Origin of the sequence: Caulobacter segnis (assembly GCF_023935105.1) — a bacterium.
Lineage (GTDB): Bacteria > Pseudomonadota > Alphaproteobacteria > Caulobacterales > Caulobacteraceae > Caulobacter > Caulobacter segnis_B.
In genome coordinates this window covers 5,105,130-5,125,782 of record NZ_CP096040.1, presented here as the reverse complement: position 1 = coordinate 5,125,782, position 20,653 = coordinate 5,105,130, and the positions used below count along the sequence as shown (strand labels likewise).

The window sequence follows — 20,653 nt, the reverse complement described above, 5'->3', positions numbered from 1 at the left end:
AGCAGCGCCATGGTCCCCGCAACGAGTCGTTAGGGGACTTACCGTGAGCTTCTGGACGCGCCGCAAGGCGATCGACACCATCACCGCCGGCCACGCGGACAGCCATCAACTGAAGAAGACCCTGAGCTGGTACCACCTGGTCGCTCTGGGCGTCGGGGCCATCGTCGGCACTGGCATCTACACCCTGACCGGCGTTGGCGCGGGCCTGGCCGGGCCGGGCGTGATCCTGTCGTTCCTGATCGCCGGCGCGGTCTGCGCCTGCGCCGCCCTCTGCTACGCCGAGCTGTCGACGATGATGCCGGCGGCGGGCAGCGCCTACACCTACAGCTACGCGGCCATGGGCGAGCCCGTCGCCTGGTTCGTGGGCTGGAGCCTTATCCTGGAATACACCCTGGTCTGCGCGGCCGTCGCCGTCGGCTGGTCGGCCCATGCCCACGGGCTGTTCGCGGCGGCGGGCTTTCCCGAGTACCTGCTGGCCGGTCCGCACGTCATTCTGCCGGACGGAGGGCGCGGCGTCGTCAACCTGCCGGCCGTGATCATCTCGATGGCGGTGGCCGGCCTGCTGGCCCTGGGCACCCGCGAGAGCGCCACGGTCAACATGATCCTGGTGTTCGTGAAGATCATCGCCCTGGTCATCTTCGTGGTCCTGTGTCTGCCGGCCTTCGACGCCAGCCACTTCACGCCGTTCATGCCGAACGGCTTTTCGGCGCACGTGCCCGCGGGGGGCGGCGCGGACGCCGCCAAGGTCGGGGTCATGGCCGCCGCCAGCCTGATCTTCTTCGCCTTCTACGGCTTCGACGCGGTGTCGACCGCCGCCGAGGAGACCAAGAACCCCAAGCGCGACCTGACCATCGGCATCGTCGGCTCGATGGCCGCCTGCACGGCCATCTACATGATCGTCGCCGCCGCCTCGATTGGGGCCTCGCGCACCGAGGTGTTCTCCAAGAGCGAGGCGCCGCTGGTCTTCATCCTGGAGAGCCTGCAACACGGTAAGATGGCCCAGCTGGTCGCCTTGGCCGCGGTCGTCGCCCTGCCGACCGTGATCCTGGCCTTCATGTATGGTCAGAGCCGGATCTTCTTCGTCATGGCCCGCGACGGCCTGCTGCCGCGCGCCCTGTCGCGGGTCAACGCCAAGACCGGCACGCCGGTGCTGATGACCCTGCTGACCGGCGCCCTGTCGGCGGTGCTGTCGGGCTTCCTGTCGCTCAAGGACATCGCCGAGCTGGCCAACGCCGGCACCCTGGCCGCCTTCATCGCCGTCGGCGCCTCGGTGATCGTGCTGCGCCGGCGCGAGCCGAACCGGCCGCGCGTGTTCTCGACGCCGGCCTGGCAGGTCGTCGCCCCGGCCGGCATCCTGGGGTGCCTGTATCTGTTCTACAGCCTGCCGGCCAAGACCCAGCTCTACTTCCTGTTCGCGCACGTCATCGGCGCGGCGGTCTACCTGGCGTACGGCGTGCGCAAGAGCGTGCTGGCCCAGACTGAGAAGGCCCAAGGGTAAGGCTTCCATTCTCCTGAGCCGCCGCTACAGTCCCGGTCAAAACAAGTGTTTGATCGGGAGAGTAAGCGCATGGCCCTGGATCTGGAGACCCGCGAGCAACTGCTCGAAACGGTGGCGCGCTTCGTGGCCGAGCGCTTGCGCCCGATCGAGGCCAAGGTGGCCGAGGACGACGCCGTCCCCGCCGATGTGATCGAGGAGATGAAGGGCCTGGGCCTGTTCGGCCTCTCCATTCCGGAGGAATTCGGCGGTCTGGGCCTGAACATGGAGGAAGAGGCGCTGGTAGCCATCGAGCTGGGCCGGGCCTCGCCGGCCTTCCGCTCGGTGTTCGGCACCAATGTCGGCATTGGCAGCCAGGGGCTGGTCATGTTCGGGACCGACGCCCAGAAGGCTCGCTGGCTGCCGGGCATCGCGTCCGGCGAGACCATCACCTCCTTCGCCCTGACCGAGCCCGAGGCCGGTTCGGACAGCGCGGCGGTGCAGACCCGCGCCACGCTGGACGGCGACGCCTATGTTCTGAATGGCGCCAAGCGCTACATCACCAACGCCGGCAAGGCGTCGCTGTTCACGGTCATGGCCCGCACCAATCCCGACGTGAAGGGCGGGGGCGGGGTCTCGGCCTTCCTGGTTCCGCGCGACCTGCCGGGCCTCTCGGTCAGCAAGCCCGAGAAGAAGATGGGTCAGCAGGGCGCCCACATCCACGACGTCACCTTCGACAATGTCCGCGTGCCGGTCGAGAACCGCCTGGGTGAAGAGGGCGAGGGTTTCAAGGTCGCCATGCAGGTGCTGGATCGCGGCCGCCTGCACATCGCCGCCGTCTGCGTCGGCGTGGCCGAGCGGCTGATCGCCGACTGCGTGGCCTATGCCAGCGAGCGCAAGCAGTTCGGCCAGCCGATCGCCAGCTTCCAGCTGATCCAGGCGATGATCGCCGACAGCAAGACCGAGGCCCTGGCCGCCAAGGCCCTGGTGCTGGACACCGCCCGCAAGCGCGACGCCGGGACGGGCGTCACCCTGGAGGCGGCGGCCTCGAAACTGTTCGCTTCGGAGATGGTGGGACGGGTAGCCGACCGGGCGGTGCAGGTGTTCGGCGGGGCCGGTTATGTCGCCGACTATGGAATCGAGCGGCTGTATCGCGACGTGCGAATCTTCCGGATCTACGAGGGCACCAGCCAGATCCAGCAATTGGTCATCGCCCGCGAGACCTTGAAGCGCGGCGGCTAGGGCGAGGGGGCGTGGCGGGATGTCGCGCCGCGCCTGATGATCGGGCCGTGCCCGAATGCCGCATGGAGGGCGTTCGCCCTCGGCCATGCGGAGGGTTTCACGGCTGACGGGTCCATGAAGGTGGTCTGTAACCTCCGCGCGTGTGCGTCACCTTGTCGCTCGCGCGGCGCGATTATTTAAGTCGCTATTAAGCATGCCAGACGAGCCTGCTCCCCGCATTTCGAAGACGGGGGTAGGGCCTTGAGCCAGGATCATGCGATCAGCGAACGCGTGGCGTTCATGGGGTTGGACGACAAGGCGCGCGCCGCGTTGCGCGAGCTCCAGCCTGTCATTCGCAAGACCGTCGGCCAGGCGTTGGACGCCTTCTACGCGAAGGTTCGCACCACCCCCGAGACGCGCAAGTTCTTCGCCGACGAAAATCATATGCGGTCGGCCTCGAGCCGCCAGCAGTCGCACTGGGACGTGATCTCGCGCGGCGACTTCGACGACACCTACGTCAAGGCCGTCCGCACGATCGGCCAGACCCACGCCCGCATCGGCCTGGAGCCGCGCTGGTACATCGGCGGCTACGCGGTGGTCAGCGAACACCTGATCCGCGCCGTGATCGAGGACCAGTGGCCCAAAGGCTTCATGAGCAAGGGCGACGCGGGCAAGGCTGGGGATTCGCTGAGCGCCCTGATCAAGGCGGTCATGCTGGACATGGACTTCGCCATCTCGATCTATCTGGAGACCATCGAGGCCGAACGCCAGCGCCTGGAGAGCGTGCGCCTGGCCAACGAGGCCAGCCAGAACGCCGTGGTCAAGGCGCTGGGCGACGCCCTCGACCGCCTGGCCCAGGGCGACCTGGTCGGCCGCCTCAACGCCGAGGTCACACCGGAATTCCAGAAGCTGAAGGACGACTTCAACAACGCCGTCGGCATCCTGGAGCTGGCCATGACCCGCGTGTCGGCGGCCTCGGATGGCATCCGCGCGGGGACCGACGAGATCAGCGTCGCCGCCGACGATCTGGCGCGCCGCACCGAGCAGCAGGCCGCCAGCCTGGAAGAGACCGCCGCCGCCCTCGACGAGATCACCTCGACCGTGCGCCGCTCGGCGGCGGGCGCCAAGCAGGCTCAGGACGTCGTGATCGGCGCCAAGGCCGAGGCCGAGCGCTCGGGCGTGGTCGTCGACCAGGCCGTGGCGGCGATGGGCGAGATCGAGACCAGCTCGCGCGAGATCGGCAACATCATCGGCGTGATCGACGAGATCGCCTTCCAGACCAACCTGCTGGCGCTGAACGCCGGCGTCGAGGCGGCGCGGGCCGGTGAGGCCGGTCGCGGCTTCGCGGTGGTCGCGCAGGAAGTCCGCGCGCTGGCCCAGCGCTCGGCGGACGCGGCCAAGGAGATCAAGACGCTGATCAACGCCTCGACCAAGCAGGTCGAAGCCGGGGTCGGCCTGGTGGGCCAGACCGGCGACGCCCTGCGCGGCATCGTCGGCAAGGTGGCCGAGATCGACGAACTGATCGTGCAGATCTCGTCCTCGGCCCAGGAGCAGGCCCAGGGCCTGCATGAGGTGAACACGGCCGTCAATCAGATGGACCAGGTCACCCAGCAGAACGCCGCCATGGTGGAGCAGACGACGGCCGCGACCCATTCCCTCAAGGGCCAGGCCGCCGAACTGATCACGCAGGTGACGGCGTTCCGTGTGTCGGGGACCGGCCCGGCCGTTGCGAGGAGCAAGCCCGAGCTCGCTCGCGCCGCGCCGCCGGCCACGCGCGCCGTCCAGCGTCCGACCGTTCGTCCGGGCGCCTCGGCGCCGGTCGCTCGCGGCAATACAGCCGTGGCGATCAAGGACGAGTGGCAAGAATTCTGAAGTATAGGACGCGCGGGTGTCCACCTGTCTTCAAACAGCAGAACGCCCCCGCCGACCGAGTCGGCGAGGGCGCTGTGTTCCCCCTGATCGGACGTGGCGCTTACGCGCCGCCCGGGAAGCGGAACGGAACTTTCACGGTGCCGGTCTTGGCGCCCATCGGGAGCTTTTCGGCGATGCACATCGCGGCCTTGTCGAAGCCCTTGCCGGCCGCGCTGTTGTCGACGACCTTGCAGTCGGACAGCTTACCGTCGGCGGCGTTGCACTCGAGCATCACCTGCGCGGCGTCGCGGGTGTTCGCGAACTGCTGCAGGCAGCGACCCATCTGATCTTCGAAACCGCCGGCGGCCGTAGCGGCCTGAGCGACGAAAAAGCTGCCGGCGATTCCAGCGGCAATAGCGATCGGATATTTCATCCCGCTGCTCCTAGTAAAAAGGTCTCGCCCATTGGGCGACGCGCCAACCGGACGCAGCGGCAAATTCGCAGGTGCAAGTTAAGACATTCTAAGTTTCAGAAGAATATTCGGGTTTTACTTCCAGGTAACCCTACTCGAATTCTAACGAAACTATCGCAGCTGGAGGCTCTCTTTATAGAATCAGCGCCTGGGAGCCTGCGACGAAACGACTTTCCAGGTACGATTTCTGCTTATTATGTCGAATTGGCTTTAACCAAGTCAGAGTCTGTTAGGACTCTATCGGGATTATCCCTCTTCAGTTTGGCGATCCGTGGGCACGGAGCGCTGGTTGGAGGGGACCTCGCGATGAAACGGATTCGTCTCGTCGATTTGCCACTGATCATCAAGATCGGTGTTGCACCGGCTTTCGCACTACTGATGCTGGCTTTGATGGCCGGTGGCGCGATCGTCGTTCAGAAGAGCCAGTCGGCTGCTCTGAAACAGGTTGTTGAAAGCGACATGCGTCAGAACATGGAGATCCAGAAGATCTCCAAGCGCATCTCGAACATCAACGGCGAACTCTACACGGTGCTGACCCACAAGGCGGGCAACATCGATCTGGCCGGGAACGACGCCCGCATGGCGGCGATCCTGACGGAAACCGACTCGGTGAAGAAGGACCTGGCCGCGCTCAAGGCCAAGCTCCCCGCCGCCGAACAGCCGAAGATCGCCGAGCTGATCAAGTCGCTCGAGGAATGCCGCAGCGCCATCGACACGGTGAGCGGCATGATCGGCGTCGACTTCGGCATGGCCGTCGGCTTCATCGCGCCGTTCGAGGAGCAGTACGCGAAGATGACCGGTCTGCTCGACCAGGTCGTCCTGGCCGCGAACAAGCGCATCGAGACCGAGACGACCAAGCGTCAGGCCGAAGCCACCGCCGCGATGAGCATCACCATCGTGCTGTCGCTGATCACCCTGGCCGCCGTCGGCGGTCTGGCCTTGTTCACGGTCATGACGACCCGCAAGTCGATCAACGACATCGCCGGCGCCACCGACAAGCTGTCGAAGGGCGACAACACCATCGACCTCGAGAAGCTGACGCGCGGCGACGAGCTGGGCGCCATCGTCTCGGCCCTGAAGGTGTTCCGCGACAACCAGCTGCACCTGGATACGCTGCGCGCCGAGCAGGAGAAGTCCGCCGCCCTCACGGCCGACGAACGTCGCGCCAAGGAAGCCGCCGCCGCCGCCGCCGCTCAGGAGAGCTCGCTGGTCGTCAGCAGCCTGGCCGAGGGCCTGGAACAGCTGGCCAAGGGCGACCTGACCTTCCGCGTCAGCGCCGACTTCCCGGGCGAGTACCGCAAGCTGAAGGACGACTTCAACGGCGCCATGGGCTCGCTGCAGGAGACGATGAAGGTCATCGCCGCCTCGACGGACGGCCTGCGCACCGGCGCGGACGAAATCGCTCACGCCTCGGACGATCTGTCGCGCCGCACCGAACAACAGGCCGCCAGCCTGGAAGAGACCGCCGCCGCTCTGGACGAACTGACCGCCACCGTGCGCCGCACGGCCTCGGGCGCTCGTCAGGCCTCGGACGTGGTCTCGACGACGCGTGGCGAAGCGACGCATAGCGGCCAGGTCGTTCATCAGGCAGTGTCGGCCATGGGCGAGATCGAAAACTCGTCCAAGCAGATCAGCCAGATTATCGGCGTGATCGACGAGATCGCTTTCCAGACCAACCTCCTGGCCCTGAACGCCGGCGTCGAAGCCGCGCGAGCGGGTGAAGCGGGCCGCGGCTTCGCGGTCGTCGCCCAGGAAGTTCGCGCCCTGGCCCAGCGCTCGGCCGAAGCGGCCAAGGAGATCAAGGCTCTGATCTCCAGCTCGACCCAGCAGGTCAGCCAAGGCGTCAGCCTGGTCGGCCAGACGGGCGAGGCCCTACAACGGATCGTGGCGAAGGTGGGCGAGATCGACGCCCTGGTCACCGAGATCGCGGCCTCGGCCGCGGAGCAGGCGACCGGTCTGAACGAAGTGAACACCGCCGTGAACCAGATGGACCAGGTCACGCAGCAGAACGCCGCCATGGTCGAGGAATCGACCGCCGCGACGCACTCGCTGAAGGGCGAAACCGCCGAACTGGTCCGCCTCATGGCCCGCTTCCAAGTCGGGTCGGGTTCTTCGTCCTACAGCCGGCCGGCCGTCGCCGACCCGGTTCAACACGCCCCGGCGCGCAACCCGGTGGCCGAGCAGCAGGCTCGTCTGAACACCTTCGCCCGTCCGGGCCGGAGCAGTGGTTCGGCGGCCGCCGCCCAGGCCCCCGCGACGGAAGGTTGGGAGGAGTTCTAAATGGCCGCTGCGATCGCGCTGCCCGAAAACCTGGATCTGAAGGCCGCGGCCCCTCTCAAGGCCGCCCTTCTGGAACGTCGCGGCGCGGCGATCACGGTGGAAGCCGACCAGGTCCGTCGTCTTGGGGGTCTGTGCCTGCAGGTTCTGCTGGCCGCCCGCAAGGCCTGGGACCTGGACGGTCAGTCCTTCTCAATCAAGGGGCCTTCCGAGGCCTTCGTCGAAACCACCCGTCTGTTCGGCGCCGAAAGGGCGCTCCTTTCGGCGGAATTCCAAGGAGCTGAATCGTGACGCGTACGATTCTCACGGTCGATGATTCCCGGACAATGCGCGACATGCTGCGCATGGCCCTCGCCGGAGCCGGCTTCAACGTGGTTGAGGCGGTCGATGGCGAGCATGGCCTGGAAGTCCTGTCGGCTCATCGCCCTGACGTGATCATCACCGACATCAACATGCCCAAGCTGGATGGCTTCGGCTTCATCGAGGCGGTGCGGGTCGACGACGACTATCGCGCCATCCCGATCCTGGTGCTGACCACGGAAAGCGACCCGGCCAAGAAGCAGCGGGCTCGCGAAGCCGGCGCCACGGGCTGGATCGTCAAGCCGTTCAACCCGGAAAAGCTGGTCGACGCCATCCGGCGCGTGGCGGCCTAAATCCGGGGCCTGATCCAGGCCACGACTTAGTACCCCGTTTTTTGAGTACCCGTTGCTAGACGCGAATTAGGACTTACGGGAATGGACGAGCTAGAGGCCATCAAGGTCACCTTCTTCCAGGAATGCGAGGAGCTCCTCGCCGACCTCGAGGGCGGTCTCCTGGCTATGCAGGAAGGGGCCGGCGACCTCGAGACGGTCAACGCCGTGTTCCGGGCCGTCCACTCGATCAAGGGCGGCGCCGGCGCCTTCGGCCTTGAGCCGCTGGTGCGCTTCGCCCACGTGTTCGAGACCCTGCTGGACGCCGTGCGCTCGGGCTCCGTACCCAACACGGTCGAGCTGGCCGCGGTCCTGCTGCGCGCGTCCGACATCCTGGCCGACCACGTCAGCGCCGCTCGCGGCCTGGGCGATGTCGACATGGGGGCCTCGGCCGCCATGGCCGCCGAGCTGGAAGCCTGGACCGATCCGAACGCCGCCCCGGCCGCCGCCGCGCCGGTCGCCGTCGAGGACGCCGCGCCCGCGCCTGTCGCCGCCGCCGACGACGACGCCATGGAAGACGACGACCTCGGCTTCGTCTTCGTGCCCCAGACCATCACGGTCGAGGCGCAGGCCGCCGACGCCGACCTGGTCCCCTCGAATGTCTGGACGGTGTCGATCCGTCCGAAGTCGGACCTGTACCGCAAGGCCAACGAGACGGCGCTGCTGCTGCGCGAGCTCAGCCGCCTGGGTCCGATCAAGGCGACCCTGGACGACAGCGCGCTGCCGACCCTGGGAGACCTGGATCCGGAAGCGGCCTTCGTCACCTGGAGCGTGCGCCTGGAAACCGACGAGGACGAGGCGGCGATCCGCGAGGTCTTCGAATTCGTCGACGGCGACTGCGACTTGGACATCACCCGCGGCGAAGGCAAGGTCGAGGACGCCATGGCCTCGCTGCTGAGCGTCGCCGAGGCCGCCGCTCCCGAGCCGGTCGCCCCCGAGCCCGTCGCCGAAGTCGTCGAGCCCGCCCCGGCTCCGACCCCGGCCCCCGAGCCGATCGAAATCTCCGTCCCGGCGCCCGTCGCCGAGGCCGCGCCCGTCGCTCCGGCCCCCGCGCCGGTCGTCGAGGCCGCCAAGCCGGCCGCCGCGACCCCAAAAGCCACCCCGGTCGAAGTCCCGGGCCCCGGCCAGTCGGTCATTCGCGTCGATCCCGAACGCATCGACCGCCTGATCGACCTGGTCGGCGAGCTGGTCATCAACCAGGCCATGCTGGCGCAGCGCGTCGGCGAATACGGTATCGCCCCGTCCTCCAACCTGGCCATGGGCCTCGACGAGCTGGAACAGCTGACGCGCGAGATCCAGGACAGCGTCATGGCCATTCGCGCCCAACCGGTGAAGTCGGTGTTCCAGCGCATGCCGCGTCTGGTCCGCGAAGTCGCCAACATGACCAACAAGCAGGCTCGCCTGGTCATGGAAGGCGAGAACACCGAGGTCGACAAGACGGTCATCGAGCGTCTGTCCGACCCGATCACCCACATGCTGCGCAACGCCATCGACCACGGGCTGGAAAGCCCCGAGGAGCGCAAGGCGGCCGGCAAGAATCCTGAAGGCGTCGTGCGCCTGGCCGCCCTGCACCGCAGCGGCCGGATCGTCATCGAGGTCTCGGACGACGGCAAGGGCATCAACCGCGAGCGCGTCTTCGGCATCGCGGTCAAGAAGGGCCTGATCTCGCCGGACCTGACCCTGACCGACGAAGAGATCGACAACCTGATCTTCCTGCCGGGCTTTTCGACCGCCGAGAAGATCTCGGACGTCTCGGGCCGCGGCGTCGGCATGGACGTGGTCAAGCGCTCGGTCCAGGCCCTGGGCGGCCGCATCTCGATCACCTCGCGTCCCGGTCTGGGCTCGACCTTCACGCTCAGCCTGCCGCTGACCCTGGCCGTCCTGGACGGCATGGTGGTCGACGTCGCCGGCGAGACCCTGGTCGTGCCGCTGGCCGCCATCGTCGAGAGCCTGCGTCCGAAACCCGAAGAAGTTCGCCCGCTGGGCCCGGTCGGCTCGGTGCTGGCCGTCCGCGACAGCTTCGTGCCGCTGATCGACGTCGGTCAGGCCCTTGGTTACCGCGACCACTCTCCCCATCCGACCGACGGCGTCGTGCTGCTGGTCGAGGGCGAGGACGGCTCGCGCGCCGCCCTGGTGGCCGACGCCATCCACGGTCAGCGTCAGGTCGTCATCAAGTCGCTGGAGCAGAACTACCAGCAGGTCGAGGGCGTCGCCGCCGCGACCATCCTGGGCGACGGCCGCGTCGCGCTGATCCTCGACGTCGACGCCACGATCGCCATGCGGCGCCGCGAAGGCGGCGCGCCTCGTCCCCCCGAACCCACCCTCATCGCCGCGGAGTAAGTCATGACCGACCATGCCACCGCCACCGGTGTTGACCGCCGAGAGCTGATCTCGTTCCGTGTTGGCGACCAGGAGTACTGCGTCGACATCATGGCCGTCCGCGAGATCCGCGGCTGGAGCCCGGCGACCGTTCTGCCTCAGACCCCGGGCTTCATGCGCGGCGTCATCAACCTGCGCGGCGCGGTCCTGCCGATCATGGACCTGGCCTGCCGCCTGGGGATGCCGGTGATCGAGCCGACCGTCCGCAGCGTCTTCATCGTCGTCAAGGCGGGCGACCGCACCGTCGGCCTGCTGGTCGACGCGGTGTCGGACATCCTGTCGATCAATGACGACATGGTGCAGCCGACGCCCGACATGGCCTGCGACACGGTTCGCAACTTCGTGCGCGGCATTGTTTCCATCGAGGGGCGGATGATCAGCGAGATCTCGCTGGACCGCATTCTCCCTGAACGCGAGGCTCTGGCCGCCTGATGACGACCGCTTCCGCTTCATCCATGGAACGCCGCGAGGCCCTGGTCGACGGCGAGTTCGCCTTCACCACCCAGGACTTCAAGCGCATCGCCGCGCTGCTGTACGATCTGGCCGGCATCAGCCTGCCCGACAGCAAGGCGACGCTGGTCTATTCGCGCCTGGCCAAGCGCCTGCGCAACCTGGGTCTGCGCTCGTTCACCGAGTACTGCGCCTTCGTGGCCAGCGACAAGGGCCACGACGAGAGCCAGGAAATGCTCCGTGCGCTGACCACGAACGTCACGCGCTTCTTCCGCGAGCCGCACCACTTCGACGACCTGCGCGCCAACGTGCTGGAGCCGGTCGCCGACAAGGTCCGCGCCGGCGGCCGCCTGCGCCTGTGGTCCGCCGCCAGCTCGTCGGGCCAGGAGCCCTATTCGATGGCCTTCACGGTGCTGTCGGTCTGGCCGAACGCCGCCGATCTGGATATCCGGATCCTGGGCACGGACATCGACACCAACGTACTCGCGACCGGTCGGGCCGCCGTCTACGACGAGAGCCTGCTGGAGGGCATCCCGCCCGCCGCGCGCAACCAGTATTTCGAACGCGATCCCTCGGACCGCCGCGCCTTCCGCGTCTGCGAGGCCGCGCGCAGCCTGGTCGCGTTCCGGGAACTAAATCTCAATGGTCCGTCCTGGCCTATGAAGGGTCCGTTCGACGCCATCTTCTGCCGGAATGTCGTGATCTACTTTGACGAACCCACCCAAGAGCGTGTCTGGAGCCGCTTCGCGCCGCTCGTCGCGCCGGGCGGTCGCTTGTATGTCGGCCACTCCGAGCGGGTGGGTGCGTCGGTGACGGCCTTCGAGAGCTGCGGCCTGACCGCCTACAGGAAGGTGGGCCGCTGATGCCGAAGATTCGCGTTCTTGTCGTCGACGACTCCGCCACGATGCGGAGCCTGATCTCGGCGGCCCTCAATCGTGACCCGGAGATCGAGGTGGTCGGCGGCGCCGGCGACCCGTTCGAGGCGCGGGGCATGATCAAGGCCCTGAACCCCGACGTCGTCACGCTCGACATCGAGATGCCGAACATGAACGGCATCGAGTTCCTCGAGAAGATCATGCGCCTGCGGCCGATGCCGGTGGTCATGGTCTCGACCCTGACCCAGGCCGGCGCCGAAATGACGCTGCGCGCCCTGGAACTGGGCGCGGTGGATTGCGTGGGCAAGCCCGCCGACGCCACCGGCACCCAGGAAGCCCTGGCCGAGATCGTCTCCAAGGTGAAGATCGCCGCGCGCGCTTCGGTCCGCACCAACGCCGGCGCGACGCCGGCCGCGGCGCCGACCCGGCGCAAGGACTTCATGCCCTCGGGCGACATCGTAGCGATCGGCTCGTCGACCGGCGGGGTGGAAGCCCTGCTGTCAATCCTGACCCTGTTCCCCGAGACCTGCCCGCCGACCGTCATCACCCAGCACATGCCGGCCACCTTCACCGCCAGCTTCGCCGCGCGCCTGGATCGCGCCAGCGGGGCCAGGGTGCAGGAAGCCACGGACGGCGCCGTGCTGGAGCCGGGCAAGGTCTATGTCGCCCCCGGCGGCGCCACGCACCTGGAGGTCGTTCGCTCGGCCGGCCTGCGTTGCCGCCTGGTCCAGGGCGATCCGGTCAGCGGTCACCGCCCGTCGGTGGACGTGCTGTTCAACTCGGTGGCTCAGGCCGTCGGCGACAAGGCGGTCGGGGCTATCCTGACCGGCATGGGCCGCGACGGAGCCCAAGGCCTTCTGGCCATGCGCAAGGCCGGCGCCAAGACGCTGGGCCAGGACGAGGCCAGCTGCGTCGTCTACGGCATGCCCCGGGCTGCTTTCGAACTTGGCGCCGTGGAGAAGCAGGTTTCCCTGTCCTCCATGGGTCAATCCATTCTCGATTTGGCCTCCGCGAGGCGATGAACCATGCCGCAAGCTAGCTCCATCTCCGTTCTCGTGGTCGACGACCAGCTGACCATGCGGGCTCTGATCCGCAATGCGCTGCAGCAGATCGGCTTCAAGGACATCCGTGAGGCGCCCGATGGCGAGGAGGCTCTCAAGAACCTCCTGGCCAAGCCGGCCAATCTCGTCATCTCGGACTTCAACATGCCGAAGATGGATGGCCTGGCGCTGTTGCGAGCCGTGCGCTCGCACCCGCCGATCCGCCAGACCGCCTTCGTCATGCTGACGGGCCGCGCCGACCGCGAACTGGTCCAGCGCGCCGTCCAGTTCGGTGTCAACAACTACTGCGTCAAGCCCTTCACCGTGCAGGGTTTGAGGGAGAAGATCGAACAGGTGTTCGGGCAGCTGACATGACGCAATTCTCCCACAGCGACGACCCGGAACGCGCGATCAAGGTCCATGTCACCCAGGGCGAAAGCCATGTGACGACCGACCCGCAGGTGGTGATGACCACCGTGCTGGGTTCCTGCATCGCCGCGTGCATCCGCGACCCGCAAGCGGGCGTGGGGGGCATGAACCACTTCCTGCTGCCCGAAGGCGACGGACGGGGCGGCGGCGGCGGTGACGCCGTGCGCTACGGCGCCTATGCGATGGAACTGCTGATCAACGACCTGCTGAAGAAGGGCGCCCGCCGCGAGCGGCTGGAAGCCAAGATCTTCGGCGGCGCCAAGTTGTTCGACGGCCTCTCGGACGTCGGCGCCAGCAACTCGGCCTTCGCCGAGCGGTTCCTGCGCGACGAAGGCATTCCGATCGTCTCGTCCAGCACCGGCGGGGTTTCGGCCCGCCGCGTCGAATTCTGGCCGACCTCGGGTCGGGTGCGCCAGCGTCTGGTGGCCGTGGACAACGCGCCGCAGGACGTCCGTCGTCCCGTTCCGGCCCCGATGCCCGCCGCTTCGAGCGGCGACGTGGATCTGTTCTGACACTCATGACCGCTTCGCCGCTCCCGTCGTCGCCGATCGCCCCGCCCGAGGAACACCTCGCGGTCGGAGAGCTGTCGCGTCGCCTGGCGGCGGAGCTGGCCTCGGCCGCGGCCATCTGTCGGGACTGCGAACACCTGGCCGGCGACCTCGCCACGGGCGGCGCCACGCTGGAGAACCTTTCGCGCCTGCAGGCGCTGGACGAACTGAGCCAGCGGCTGCACGGCCTGTCGGAAGTGCTGGAACGGATCGGCCTTCACGCCTCCGGCGAGTGGAGCGTCTCGATCGCGCCCGTGCTGAACGGCCTGGGCTTGGCCGACATGGCCAAGCGCCTGCGCGCCGAGGAACAAGCCGGCGTCCGCGCCGAAGCCGGCGAACTGGATTTCTTCTAGGGGCAGATGCCGGACGCCCTTCTCCCCTCGGCAAGGATCAATCTCGAACGAGCCACGGTGCTCGTGCTGGACGACAACGGCGCCTCGCTGGACATTTTGTCGCAGGTGGTCTCCGGCTTCGGGGTCAAGCAGCTGTTCCGCGCCGAGAGCGTCGATGCCGCCCAGTCGCTGATCCGCACCAAGACCTTCGACCTGATCATCAGCGACGTGCAGATGCCGGTCACCGACGGCATCGAGTTCATCGAATGGCTGCGCAAGCAGAGCGGCGAGACCAATCGCTATGTTCCGGTGATCCTGGTCACCGGCCACACCCGCAGCTCGCAGATCCGCAAGCTGCGCGACGCGGGCTCCAACTATGTCGTCGCCAAGCCGATCACGCCCAAGGTGCTGCTGGAGCGCATCTACTGGGTGGCGCGCGAGGAGCGGGTCTTCATCGAATGCGACACCTATGTCGGGCCCGATCGACGATTCAAACACGAAGGGCCGCCGCCGGGAACGGACGGACGGCGCAAGGATGACCTTCCGGCGGAGGTGGGCGAAGCGCAGACGCCCAACATGTCCGACGACGAAATCGCCAATCTGATGCGCCCAGCCAAGGTGCAAATATGACCGTTCGCAAGTTCCGCCCGCCCAATCGTCTGGCCTCGATGATCAAGGATCGCGGCGGGCTGCTGGCCCAGGACGCGATCGCCGCCGCGGAGGCGGGGGTCGAGACCTTGCGCGAGTCCTCGATGGCCGCTCTGGACGAAGCCCTCGCCGAAATCGACAGCCGGTTCGGCAAGAGCGCGCCGGACCGCGCCACGCAATCGTTCGAGGACCTGTATCTGCTGGCCTCGCGGATCATCGACGTCAGCGCCTTCGTGGCCGACTCCGGCGTCGACAAGGCGGCGATGTCGCTCTGCGGCCTCGCCGACAGCTGCGCCGAGGTGGGGGCCTGGCGCTGGGACGCCGTGGACGTCCACGTCAAGGCGCTCAAGCTGCTGCGCGCCATGGGAGCCGAGCTGCCGGTCGAGCAGCGCGACGCCATGCTGCAAGGTCTTTACCAGGTCAGCCACTACCGGCCCGACGAAGGCTGAAAACGCACGGACACGGACTGTGACCTAACGTCGCTATGTGTCGCAAAGGCAACGGGGGCGGGAGTCTCGTCAGGTGTGGCCACTTTGTGGCCTTGTCGGCCGTCTCGGGCTTTGTTAGCAGTCTGATACCGGTGTCAAAAACCATAGTGCGGTTCTGACACCGGTAGCAAAATGAGTTTTAAAAAGGCTGGGGCCGATCTCGTGGGAAGGACGCGGGGTCGAGACGAAGGCCGAAGGCGGCGGTTACGTCGCCTGGAACGACCAACGGTCGACACGGGAGGAGGTTCTATGTCCAAGAAAACCACGGGACGCGTGCGCGTTCTGCACTACGGCGTCTCGGCTGGCGCCCTGGCTCTGGCGATGACGTTCGCCGGCGCGGCGGCCGCCCAAGACACTCAAGCGCCCGCGGCGGCGGCCCCCGCCGAGGAAGTCGAAGCCGTCGTCGTGACGGGCTTCCGCGCCTCGCTCGCCAACGCCCTTGACGTCAAGCGTCGTGAGAACGACCTGGTCGACGTCATCAAGGCCCAGGACATCGCCGACTTCCCCGACCTGAACCTGGCCGAGTCGCTGCAGCGCGTGCCGGGCGTGTCGATCGACCGTGACGGCGGCGAAGGCCGCACCATCACCGTCCGGGGCCTGGGTCCCGACTTCACCGTCGTGCGCCTGAACGGCCTGGAAGCCCTGGCCACCACCGGCGGCAAGGACAGCTCGGGCGGCGCCAACCGCGGCCGCCAGTTCGACTTCTCGATCTTCGCCTCGGAACTGTTCAACAGCGTCACCGTGCGCAAGTCGACCTCGGCCATGAACGAGGAAGGCTCGCTGGGCGCGATCGTCGACCTGCAGGCCGCCCGCCCGTTCGACTTCAGCAAGTTCACGATGAGCGCCTCGGCCAAGGCCGGCTGGAACGACCTCTCGCGCAAGAGCGACCCCCGCTACACTTTCCTGGTCAGCAACCGCTGGGACACCGGCATCGGTGAGGTCGGCGCGCTGCTGTCGGTCGCCTACGCCACCCGCGCCCAGCGCGAGGAAGGCTCCTCGACCGGCCGTTGGGAAAACCCGTCGGTCCAGTTCAACTCGTCGACCGCCTTCCCGTGCTCGGGCGCGGCCTACAACCCGGTCAGCGGTCCGGCCCTGACCTGCGCCCAGATCGGCACGGTCACGGGCGGCACCTCGCCGACCGTTACGGCCGCCGCCGGCACCGCCAACAACCTGTGGCACCCGCGGATCCCGCGCTACGGCCGCCTGGACTACGATCAGAAGCGCCTGGGCGTGACCGGTTCGCTGCAATGGCGCCCGAACGACCGCTCGACCCTGACCCTCGACGCGATGCTGGCCAAGTTCACCAACAACCGCGACGAGACCTATCTGGAGATCATTTCGTTCAGCCGTAGCGGTGCGGGCCTGCCCCAGACCGACGTCGTCAACTTCACGGCCGACAGCAAGGGCAACCTGATCAAGGGCACGTTCGACGACGTCGACGCCCGGGTCGAGTATCGCCACGACGAGCTGAAGACCGAGTTCAACCAGTTCTCGCTGACCTACGACACCAAGTTCGGCGAAGCCGGCCACCTGGCGGTCGGCTATGGCCAGTCGCGGTCGATCCAGGACAACCCGGTCCAGACGACCTTCTCGTTCGATCGCTACGACAGCGACAACTACAGCTACGACTACTCGGGCAACGACAAGCTGCCCAACTTCAACTACGGCTTCGACGCGACGAACCCGGCCAACTACGTCTACAGCGCCAGCAACGCCCTGGGCGACGCCTCGCTGCTGCGCCTGCGTCCCAGCAAGGCCGTCAACACCTTCAAGACGTTCCACGTCGACGTCGACTACCAGATCCTCGACGGCTTCAAGCTGCGGTACGGTGGCAACTACAAGGAATACGGCTTCAACTCGTGGGAAAAGCGCCTCTTCTCGCGTAACCTCGCGTCGACCGGCACCACCTTCACGGCCGAGGCCGGCTTCGGCCTGCCGGCGGGCACCTCGATCGCCGACGTCTCGCGCGTGATCAGCGGTTTCGGCCGCGGCCTGGATCTGCCGTCGGGCGTGCCGACCTCGTGGCTGGCCCCGGATCTGGCCAAGCTGCAGGCCAAGCTCGGCTATGACTGCAACTGCATCAACGCCAACGGCGACTTCCGTCTCAGCGTCCTGAACCAGCTGGGCGCGCTGCGCAACATCACCGAGAAGGACACCGCCTTCTACCTGCAAGGCGACTTCGACTACGACATCCTCAACATTCCCGTGCGCGGCAATGTCGGCGTGCGTTGGGTGAAGACCGAGCAGGCGGCCCTGGGCCACTACAACACCGGCAGCGTGACGACGCCGGTCGCGACGCCCTTCGGCACGATCTCGACCACCGTCCCGACCGACGGCGTCCAGACGACCTCGCGCCAGTACACCAACACCCTGCCGTCGCTGAACGTCTCGGCCCAGCCGTGGGACAACTTCTACGTCCGCTTCGCCGCCGCCAAGGTGATGACGCGTCCGCAGCTGCAGAACCTGACGCCGGGCTACACCGCGAGCAGCCAGTCGGCCCAGACGCTGACGCGCGGCAATCCCGACCTGAACCCGATGCTGTCCAACAACCTGGACCTCAGCTTCGAGTGGTATCCGGACAAGGAAACCCTGTTCTCGGTCGGCGTCTTCCAGAAGGACATCAAGTCCTACATCCAGACCACGGCTGTCGCGATGCCGTATTCGGAGACCGGTCTGCCGACCAGCCTGCTGACGAACGGCAACACCGTCGACACGCTGTTCACGGTCACGACGCAGATCAACAGCCCCGGCGGCAAGCTGAAGGGCTACGAGATCTCGCTGCAGCGTCCGTTCACCTTCCTACCGGCGCCCTTCGATGGCTTCGGCGGCATCGTGAACTACACGCACGTGCAGAGCGACATCGCATACGTGATCAAGAACCCGACCTACGCCGGCAATCCGCGGGTCCAGACGGCGCCGGCCGTGCTGATCACCCAGCCGCTGATCAACCTGTCGCCGGACGCCTACAACGCGACGCTCTATTACGAGAAGGCCAACTTCAAGGCGCGCGTCTCGGCCTCTTACCGCGACCCGTACCTGATCCAGGTGGCCCCGTCGGCGACCAACAACAACGATGTTCGGATCAAGGAGAAGACCCTGAACATCGACAGCCAGGTCAGCTACAACTTCGGCAACTTCACCGTCACCCTCGAAGGCATCAACCTGACCGACGAGAAGGACAGCAAGCTGGTCGACTCCACGCGCATGAACTCGGAAGAGTACGTGCACTACGGCCGTCAGTACTATCTGGGCGTGAAGTGGAAGTTCTAGGCTTCCATGGCTCGCTGAGCTGAAACGGAAAAGGGCGCCGGCCGCGAGGCCAGCGTCCTTTTTTCTTGCCCGGGTTTTTCTTGCCCGGGTGCGGGCGGCTAGCCCTCGTTTCCGTCGATCCAGGTGGCGGTGACGTTGAGGTCGTCGTCGAGCAGGCACAGATCCGCCGCGTAGCCCGGCGCGATGCGGCCGCGCTGGTCGGCCAGGCCCAGGAACGCCGCCGGGGCGGCCGAGGCCATCATCACCGCGTCGGCGATGGAGAGGTCCAGCATCCGGACGGCGTTGCGCACGGCCCCGGCCATGTCGAGATCCGAGCCGGCCAGGGTGCCGCCTTCGCCGACGCAGACCCCGTCGCGCACGACGATCTCCTGGCCCTGCAGGGTGAAGCGCTTGTCGGTCATGCCCACGGTGGGCATGGCGTCGGTGACCAGCATGAAGCGGTCCAGCGGCCGGGCGCGCAGGGCGATCTTCAGTGTGACGGGATCGACGTGGCGGCCGTCGACGATGATCCCGGCCCAGGCGTCCTGGTTCTCCAGCACCGCCCCGACCACGCCCGGCTCGCGGCTGGTCAGCGGCGACATGGCGTTGAACAGGTGGGTGACGCCGGTCAGGCCGTGGTCGAGAGCCTGGCGCAGGGTGGCGTAGCTGGCGTTGGTGTGGCCGGCGGCGACATGGACGCCGGCGTCGGCCAGACGCTGGATCGTCTCCGGCGTGGTCCGCTCGGGGGCCAGGGTCACCAGGGTTCGGCCGACCTTCAGCGACGAGAGCAGGGCGATGGCCGCCTCGTCCAGGATCCGGAACTTGCCCGCGTCGTGGATGCCCTTGCGCTTGGGATTGAGGAACGGGCCCTCGATGTGGACGCCTAGGACCCCGGGGACGCCTGCGGCGATCGCCGCTTCGGTCGCCCGCAGGGCCTGGTCGACGACGGAAAGGTCGTCGCTGATCAGGGTCGGCAGGAAGCCGGTCGTGCCGAACTTGCGGTGGGCCGCGCCGATGGCGGCGATGGTCTCCACCGTCGGGGCGTCGTTGAACAGCACCCCGCCGCCGCCATTGACCTGGGTGTCGATATAGCCGGGGACCAGCAGGCCGCCGGCCAGGTCGCGACGCGCGGCCGAGGCCGGAACCTCGGCCAGAGGGACCACGCCGGCGATCCGGCCGCCTTCGATCAGGACGGCCTGGCCATCCAGGATGCCGGCGGCCGTCAGGACGCGGCCGTTGACGAGAGCAGCCAGCATCAGGACAGGGCGTTCAGCTCGGCCACGAAGTCGTACGCGTCACCCCGGTAGTAGGACTGGGTCACTTCCACCGCCCGGCCGTCCTTCAGGAAACCGCGCCGCTCGATCAGCAGGCCGGCGTCCTTGACCGGCACGCCCAGCAGGTCGGCCTGCTCGGCGGCGAACAGCACCGCCCGCAGCCGCTGCAGGGCCCGCACCGGCCGATGGCCCGTCGCTTCCAGCGCCTCGTACAGCGAGACGCCGACCACCTCGGTGGAGGGCAGGGCGAAGGCGGCGATGGTCGTGTACTCCACCGCCATCGGCGCGCCGTCGGCGTAGCGGATGCGGGCGAAGCGAAAGACCGAGGTGCCAGGCGACAGGCCCAGCGTCAGCGACTCCTCCGGAGTTACCTGGCCTTCGCTGCGGCTGATCCATTCGCTGCGCGGCACCCGGCCACGCGAGATCATGTCCTCGGTGAAGGACGAGAGCTTGGAGAAGCTCTTTTCCACGCGCGCGGCGACAAAGGTGCCCGCGCCCTGGCGGCGGGTCAGCAGGCCCTCGCTGACCAGGCCGTCCAACGCCTTGCGCACGGTGATGCGCGAGATGCTGAACTCGTCGGCCAGGTCCCGTTCGGCGGGCAGGGCGTCGTCGGGCGCCAGCACTTTCTTCTGGATCGCTTCGCGCAACGCACGCTGCAATTGCTTGTAGAGCGGGGCGTGGTCGCCGGCGGCGTCGAGCCGTCCAATCCGTTCAGCAAACGTCATTTCACAGCCCTCCCCGAACAAGTCCGCGGCGCCTTGCGCTCGCTTCGATAGCATATGACCATTTTCATACCAATAAGAACATGGTCTGCAATTGGTTTCTTTTTGGCCTTGTCATCTGCAAAATTTCCGTCACAGTCGCCTTCCGAGGCCTGAGAAGCGCCACTTTTCGGGATCGCTCCGAAAAGATTGGTACCAGATTGGTCTTTGGGGTTTGGCTCGCGTCCGAAGCGGC

19 protein-coding genes are annotated in these 20,653 nt (G+C 67.2%); 16 read left to right on the top strand and 3 right to left on the bottom strand.

Annotated elements, in window-relative coordinates:
* Window positions 1-43: 43 nt before the first annotated feature.
* The 3 genes from MZV50_RS23780 (at window position 44) to MZV50_RS23770 (ending at window position 4,567) form a co-directional block, all read left to right on the top strand.
* A complete protein-coding gene (locus MZV50_RS23780) occupies window positions 44-1,498 on the top strand; it encodes an amino acid permease (protein ID WP_252631801.1) in 1,455 nt (484 codons plus the stop codon).
* A 69-nt stretch (window positions 1,499-1,567) separates the two neighbouring features.
* The gene (locus tag MZV50_RS23775; protein WP_252631800.1) at window positions 1,568-2,716 is read left to right on the top strand and encodes an acyl-CoA dehydrogenase family protein; all 1,149 of its coding nucleotides are present in this window, start codon (window positions 1,568-1,570) and stop codon (window positions 2,714-2,716) included.
* 240 nt (window positions 2,717-2,956) lie between these two features.
* Window positions 2,957-4,567: a globin-coupled sensor protein gene (locus MZV50_RS23770; protein WP_252631799.1), complete on the top strand. Its 1,611-nt coding sequence runs from the start codon at window positions 2,957-2,959 to the stop codon at window positions 4,565-4,567.
* Between the two features lie 100 nt (window positions 4,568-4,667).
* Here MZV50_RS23770 and MZV50_RS23765 read toward each other — a convergent pair whose 3' ends face one another.
* On the bottom strand, window positions 4,668-4,979 hold the full coding sequence (locus tag MZV50_RS23765) for a hypothetical protein (protein ID WP_013080820.1): 312 nt from the start codon (window positions 4,977-4,979) through the stop codon (window positions 4,668-4,670).
* A gap of 345 nt (window positions 4,980-5,324) precedes the next feature.
* On the opposite strand from MZV50_RS23765, the gene MZV50_RS23760 reads away from it, so the two are divergent.
* From MZV50_RS23760 to MZV50_RS23700, 13 genes are all read left to right on the top strand, one after another.
* Entirely contained in the window at window positions 5,325-7,298 is a 1,974-nt protein-coding gene (locus MZV50_RS23760) for a methyl-accepting chemotaxis protein (RefSeq protein ID WP_252631798.1), read from the top strand.
* A complete protein-coding gene (locus MZV50_RS23755; protein WP_252631797.1) occupies window positions 7,299-7,586 on the top strand; it encodes an STAS domain-containing protein in 288 nt (95 codons plus the stop codon).
* On the top strand, window positions 7,583-7,948 hold the full coding sequence (locus tag MZV50_RS23750; protein ID WP_062095129.1) for a response regulator: 366 nt from the start codon (window positions 7,583-7,585) through the stop codon (window positions 7,946-7,948). Before MZV50_RS23755 ends, MZV50_RS23750 begins: the two co-directional genes overlap by 4 nt.
* 81 nt (window positions 7,949-8,029) lie before the next feature.
* Window positions 8,030-10,324, top strand: a complete 2,295-nt coding sequence (locus MZV50_RS23745) for a chemotaxis protein CheA (RefSeq protein ID WP_252631796.1) — start codon at window positions 8,030-8,032, stop codon at window positions 10,322-10,324.
* Window positions 10,325-10,327: 3 nt separating this feature from the next.
* Window positions 10,328-10,795 (top strand): chemotaxis protein CheW, encoded by a 468-nt coding sequence (locus MZV50_RS23740; RefSeq protein ID WP_252631795.1) that lies wholly within the window; start codon window positions 10,328-10,330, stop codon window positions 10,793-10,795.
* Window positions 10,795-11,676 carry a CheR family methyltransferase gene (locus tag MZV50_RS23735; protein WP_252631794.1) on the top strand — a complete coding sequence of 294 codons (882 nt, stop codon included), beginning with the start codon at window positions 10,795-10,797 and terminating at the stop codon, window positions 11,674-11,676. The genes MZV50_RS23740 and MZV50_RS23735 overlap by 1 nt, the downstream gene beginning before the upstream one ends.
* Entirely contained in the window at window positions 11,676-12,710 is a 1,035-nt protein-coding gene (locus tag MZV50_RS23730; protein ID WP_252631793.1) for a protein-glutamate methylesterase/protein-glutamine glutaminase, read from the top strand. Before MZV50_RS23735 ends, MZV50_RS23730 begins: the two co-directional genes overlap by 1 nt.
* Window positions 12,711-12,713: 3 nt before the next feature.
* Window positions 12,714-13,103, top strand: a complete 390-nt coding sequence (locus tag MZV50_RS23725) for a response regulator (protein ID WP_004621657.1) — start codon at window positions 12,714-12,716, stop codon at window positions 13,101-13,103.
* Window positions 13,100-13,669 carry a chemotaxis protein CheD gene (locus tag MZV50_RS23720; protein ID WP_252631792.1) on the top strand — a complete coding sequence of 190 codons (570 nt, stop codon included), beginning with the start codon at window positions 13,100-13,102 and terminating at the stop codon, window positions 13,667-13,669. Before MZV50_RS23725 ends, MZV50_RS23720 begins: the two co-directional genes overlap by 4 nt.
* 5 nt (window positions 13,670-13,674) lie before the next feature.
* Window positions 13,675-14,058: a chemotaxis protein CheU gene (locus MZV50_RS23715; RefSeq protein WP_252631791.1), complete on the top strand. Its 384-nt coding sequence runs from the start codon at window positions 13,675-13,677 to the stop codon at window positions 14,056-14,058.
* Window positions 14,059-14,064: 6 nt separating this feature from the next.
* The gene (locus tag MZV50_RS23710; RefSeq protein WP_252631790.1) at window positions 14,065-14,667 is read left to right on the top strand and encodes a response regulator; all 603 of its coding nucleotides are present in this window, start codon (window positions 14,065-14,067) and stop codon (window positions 14,665-14,667) included.
* Window positions 14,664-15,134 (top strand): chemotaxis protein CheE, encoded by a 471-nt coding sequence (locus MZV50_RS23705; protein WP_252631789.1) that lies wholly within the window; start codon window positions 14,664-14,666, stop codon window positions 15,132-15,134. The genes MZV50_RS23710 and MZV50_RS23705 overlap by 4 nt, the downstream gene beginning before the upstream one ends.
* Before the next feature lie 288 nt (window positions 15,135-15,422).
* On the top strand, window positions 15,423-18,443 hold the full coding sequence (locus MZV50_RS23700) for a TonB-dependent receptor (protein ID WP_252631788.1): 3,021 nt from the start codon (window positions 15,423-15,425) through the stop codon (window positions 18,441-18,443).
* 98 nt (window positions 18,444-18,541) lie between these two features.
* On the opposite strand, the gene nagA is transcribed toward MZV50_RS23700, so the two are convergent.
* Window positions 18,542-19,678: an N-acetylglucosamine-6-phosphate deacetylase gene (gene nagA / locus MZV50_RS23695; protein WP_252631787.1), complete on the bottom strand. Its 1,137-nt coding sequence runs from the start codon at window positions 19,676-19,678 to the stop codon at window positions 18,542-18,544.
* Window positions 19,678-20,421, bottom strand: a complete 744-nt coding sequence (locus MZV50_RS23690; RefSeq protein WP_252631786.1) for a GntR family transcriptional regulator — start codon at window positions 20,419-20,421, stop codon at window positions 19,678-19,680. The genes nagA and MZV50_RS23690 overlap by 1 nt, the downstream gene beginning before the upstream one ends.
* Window positions 20,422-20,653: the final 232 nt, after the last annotated feature.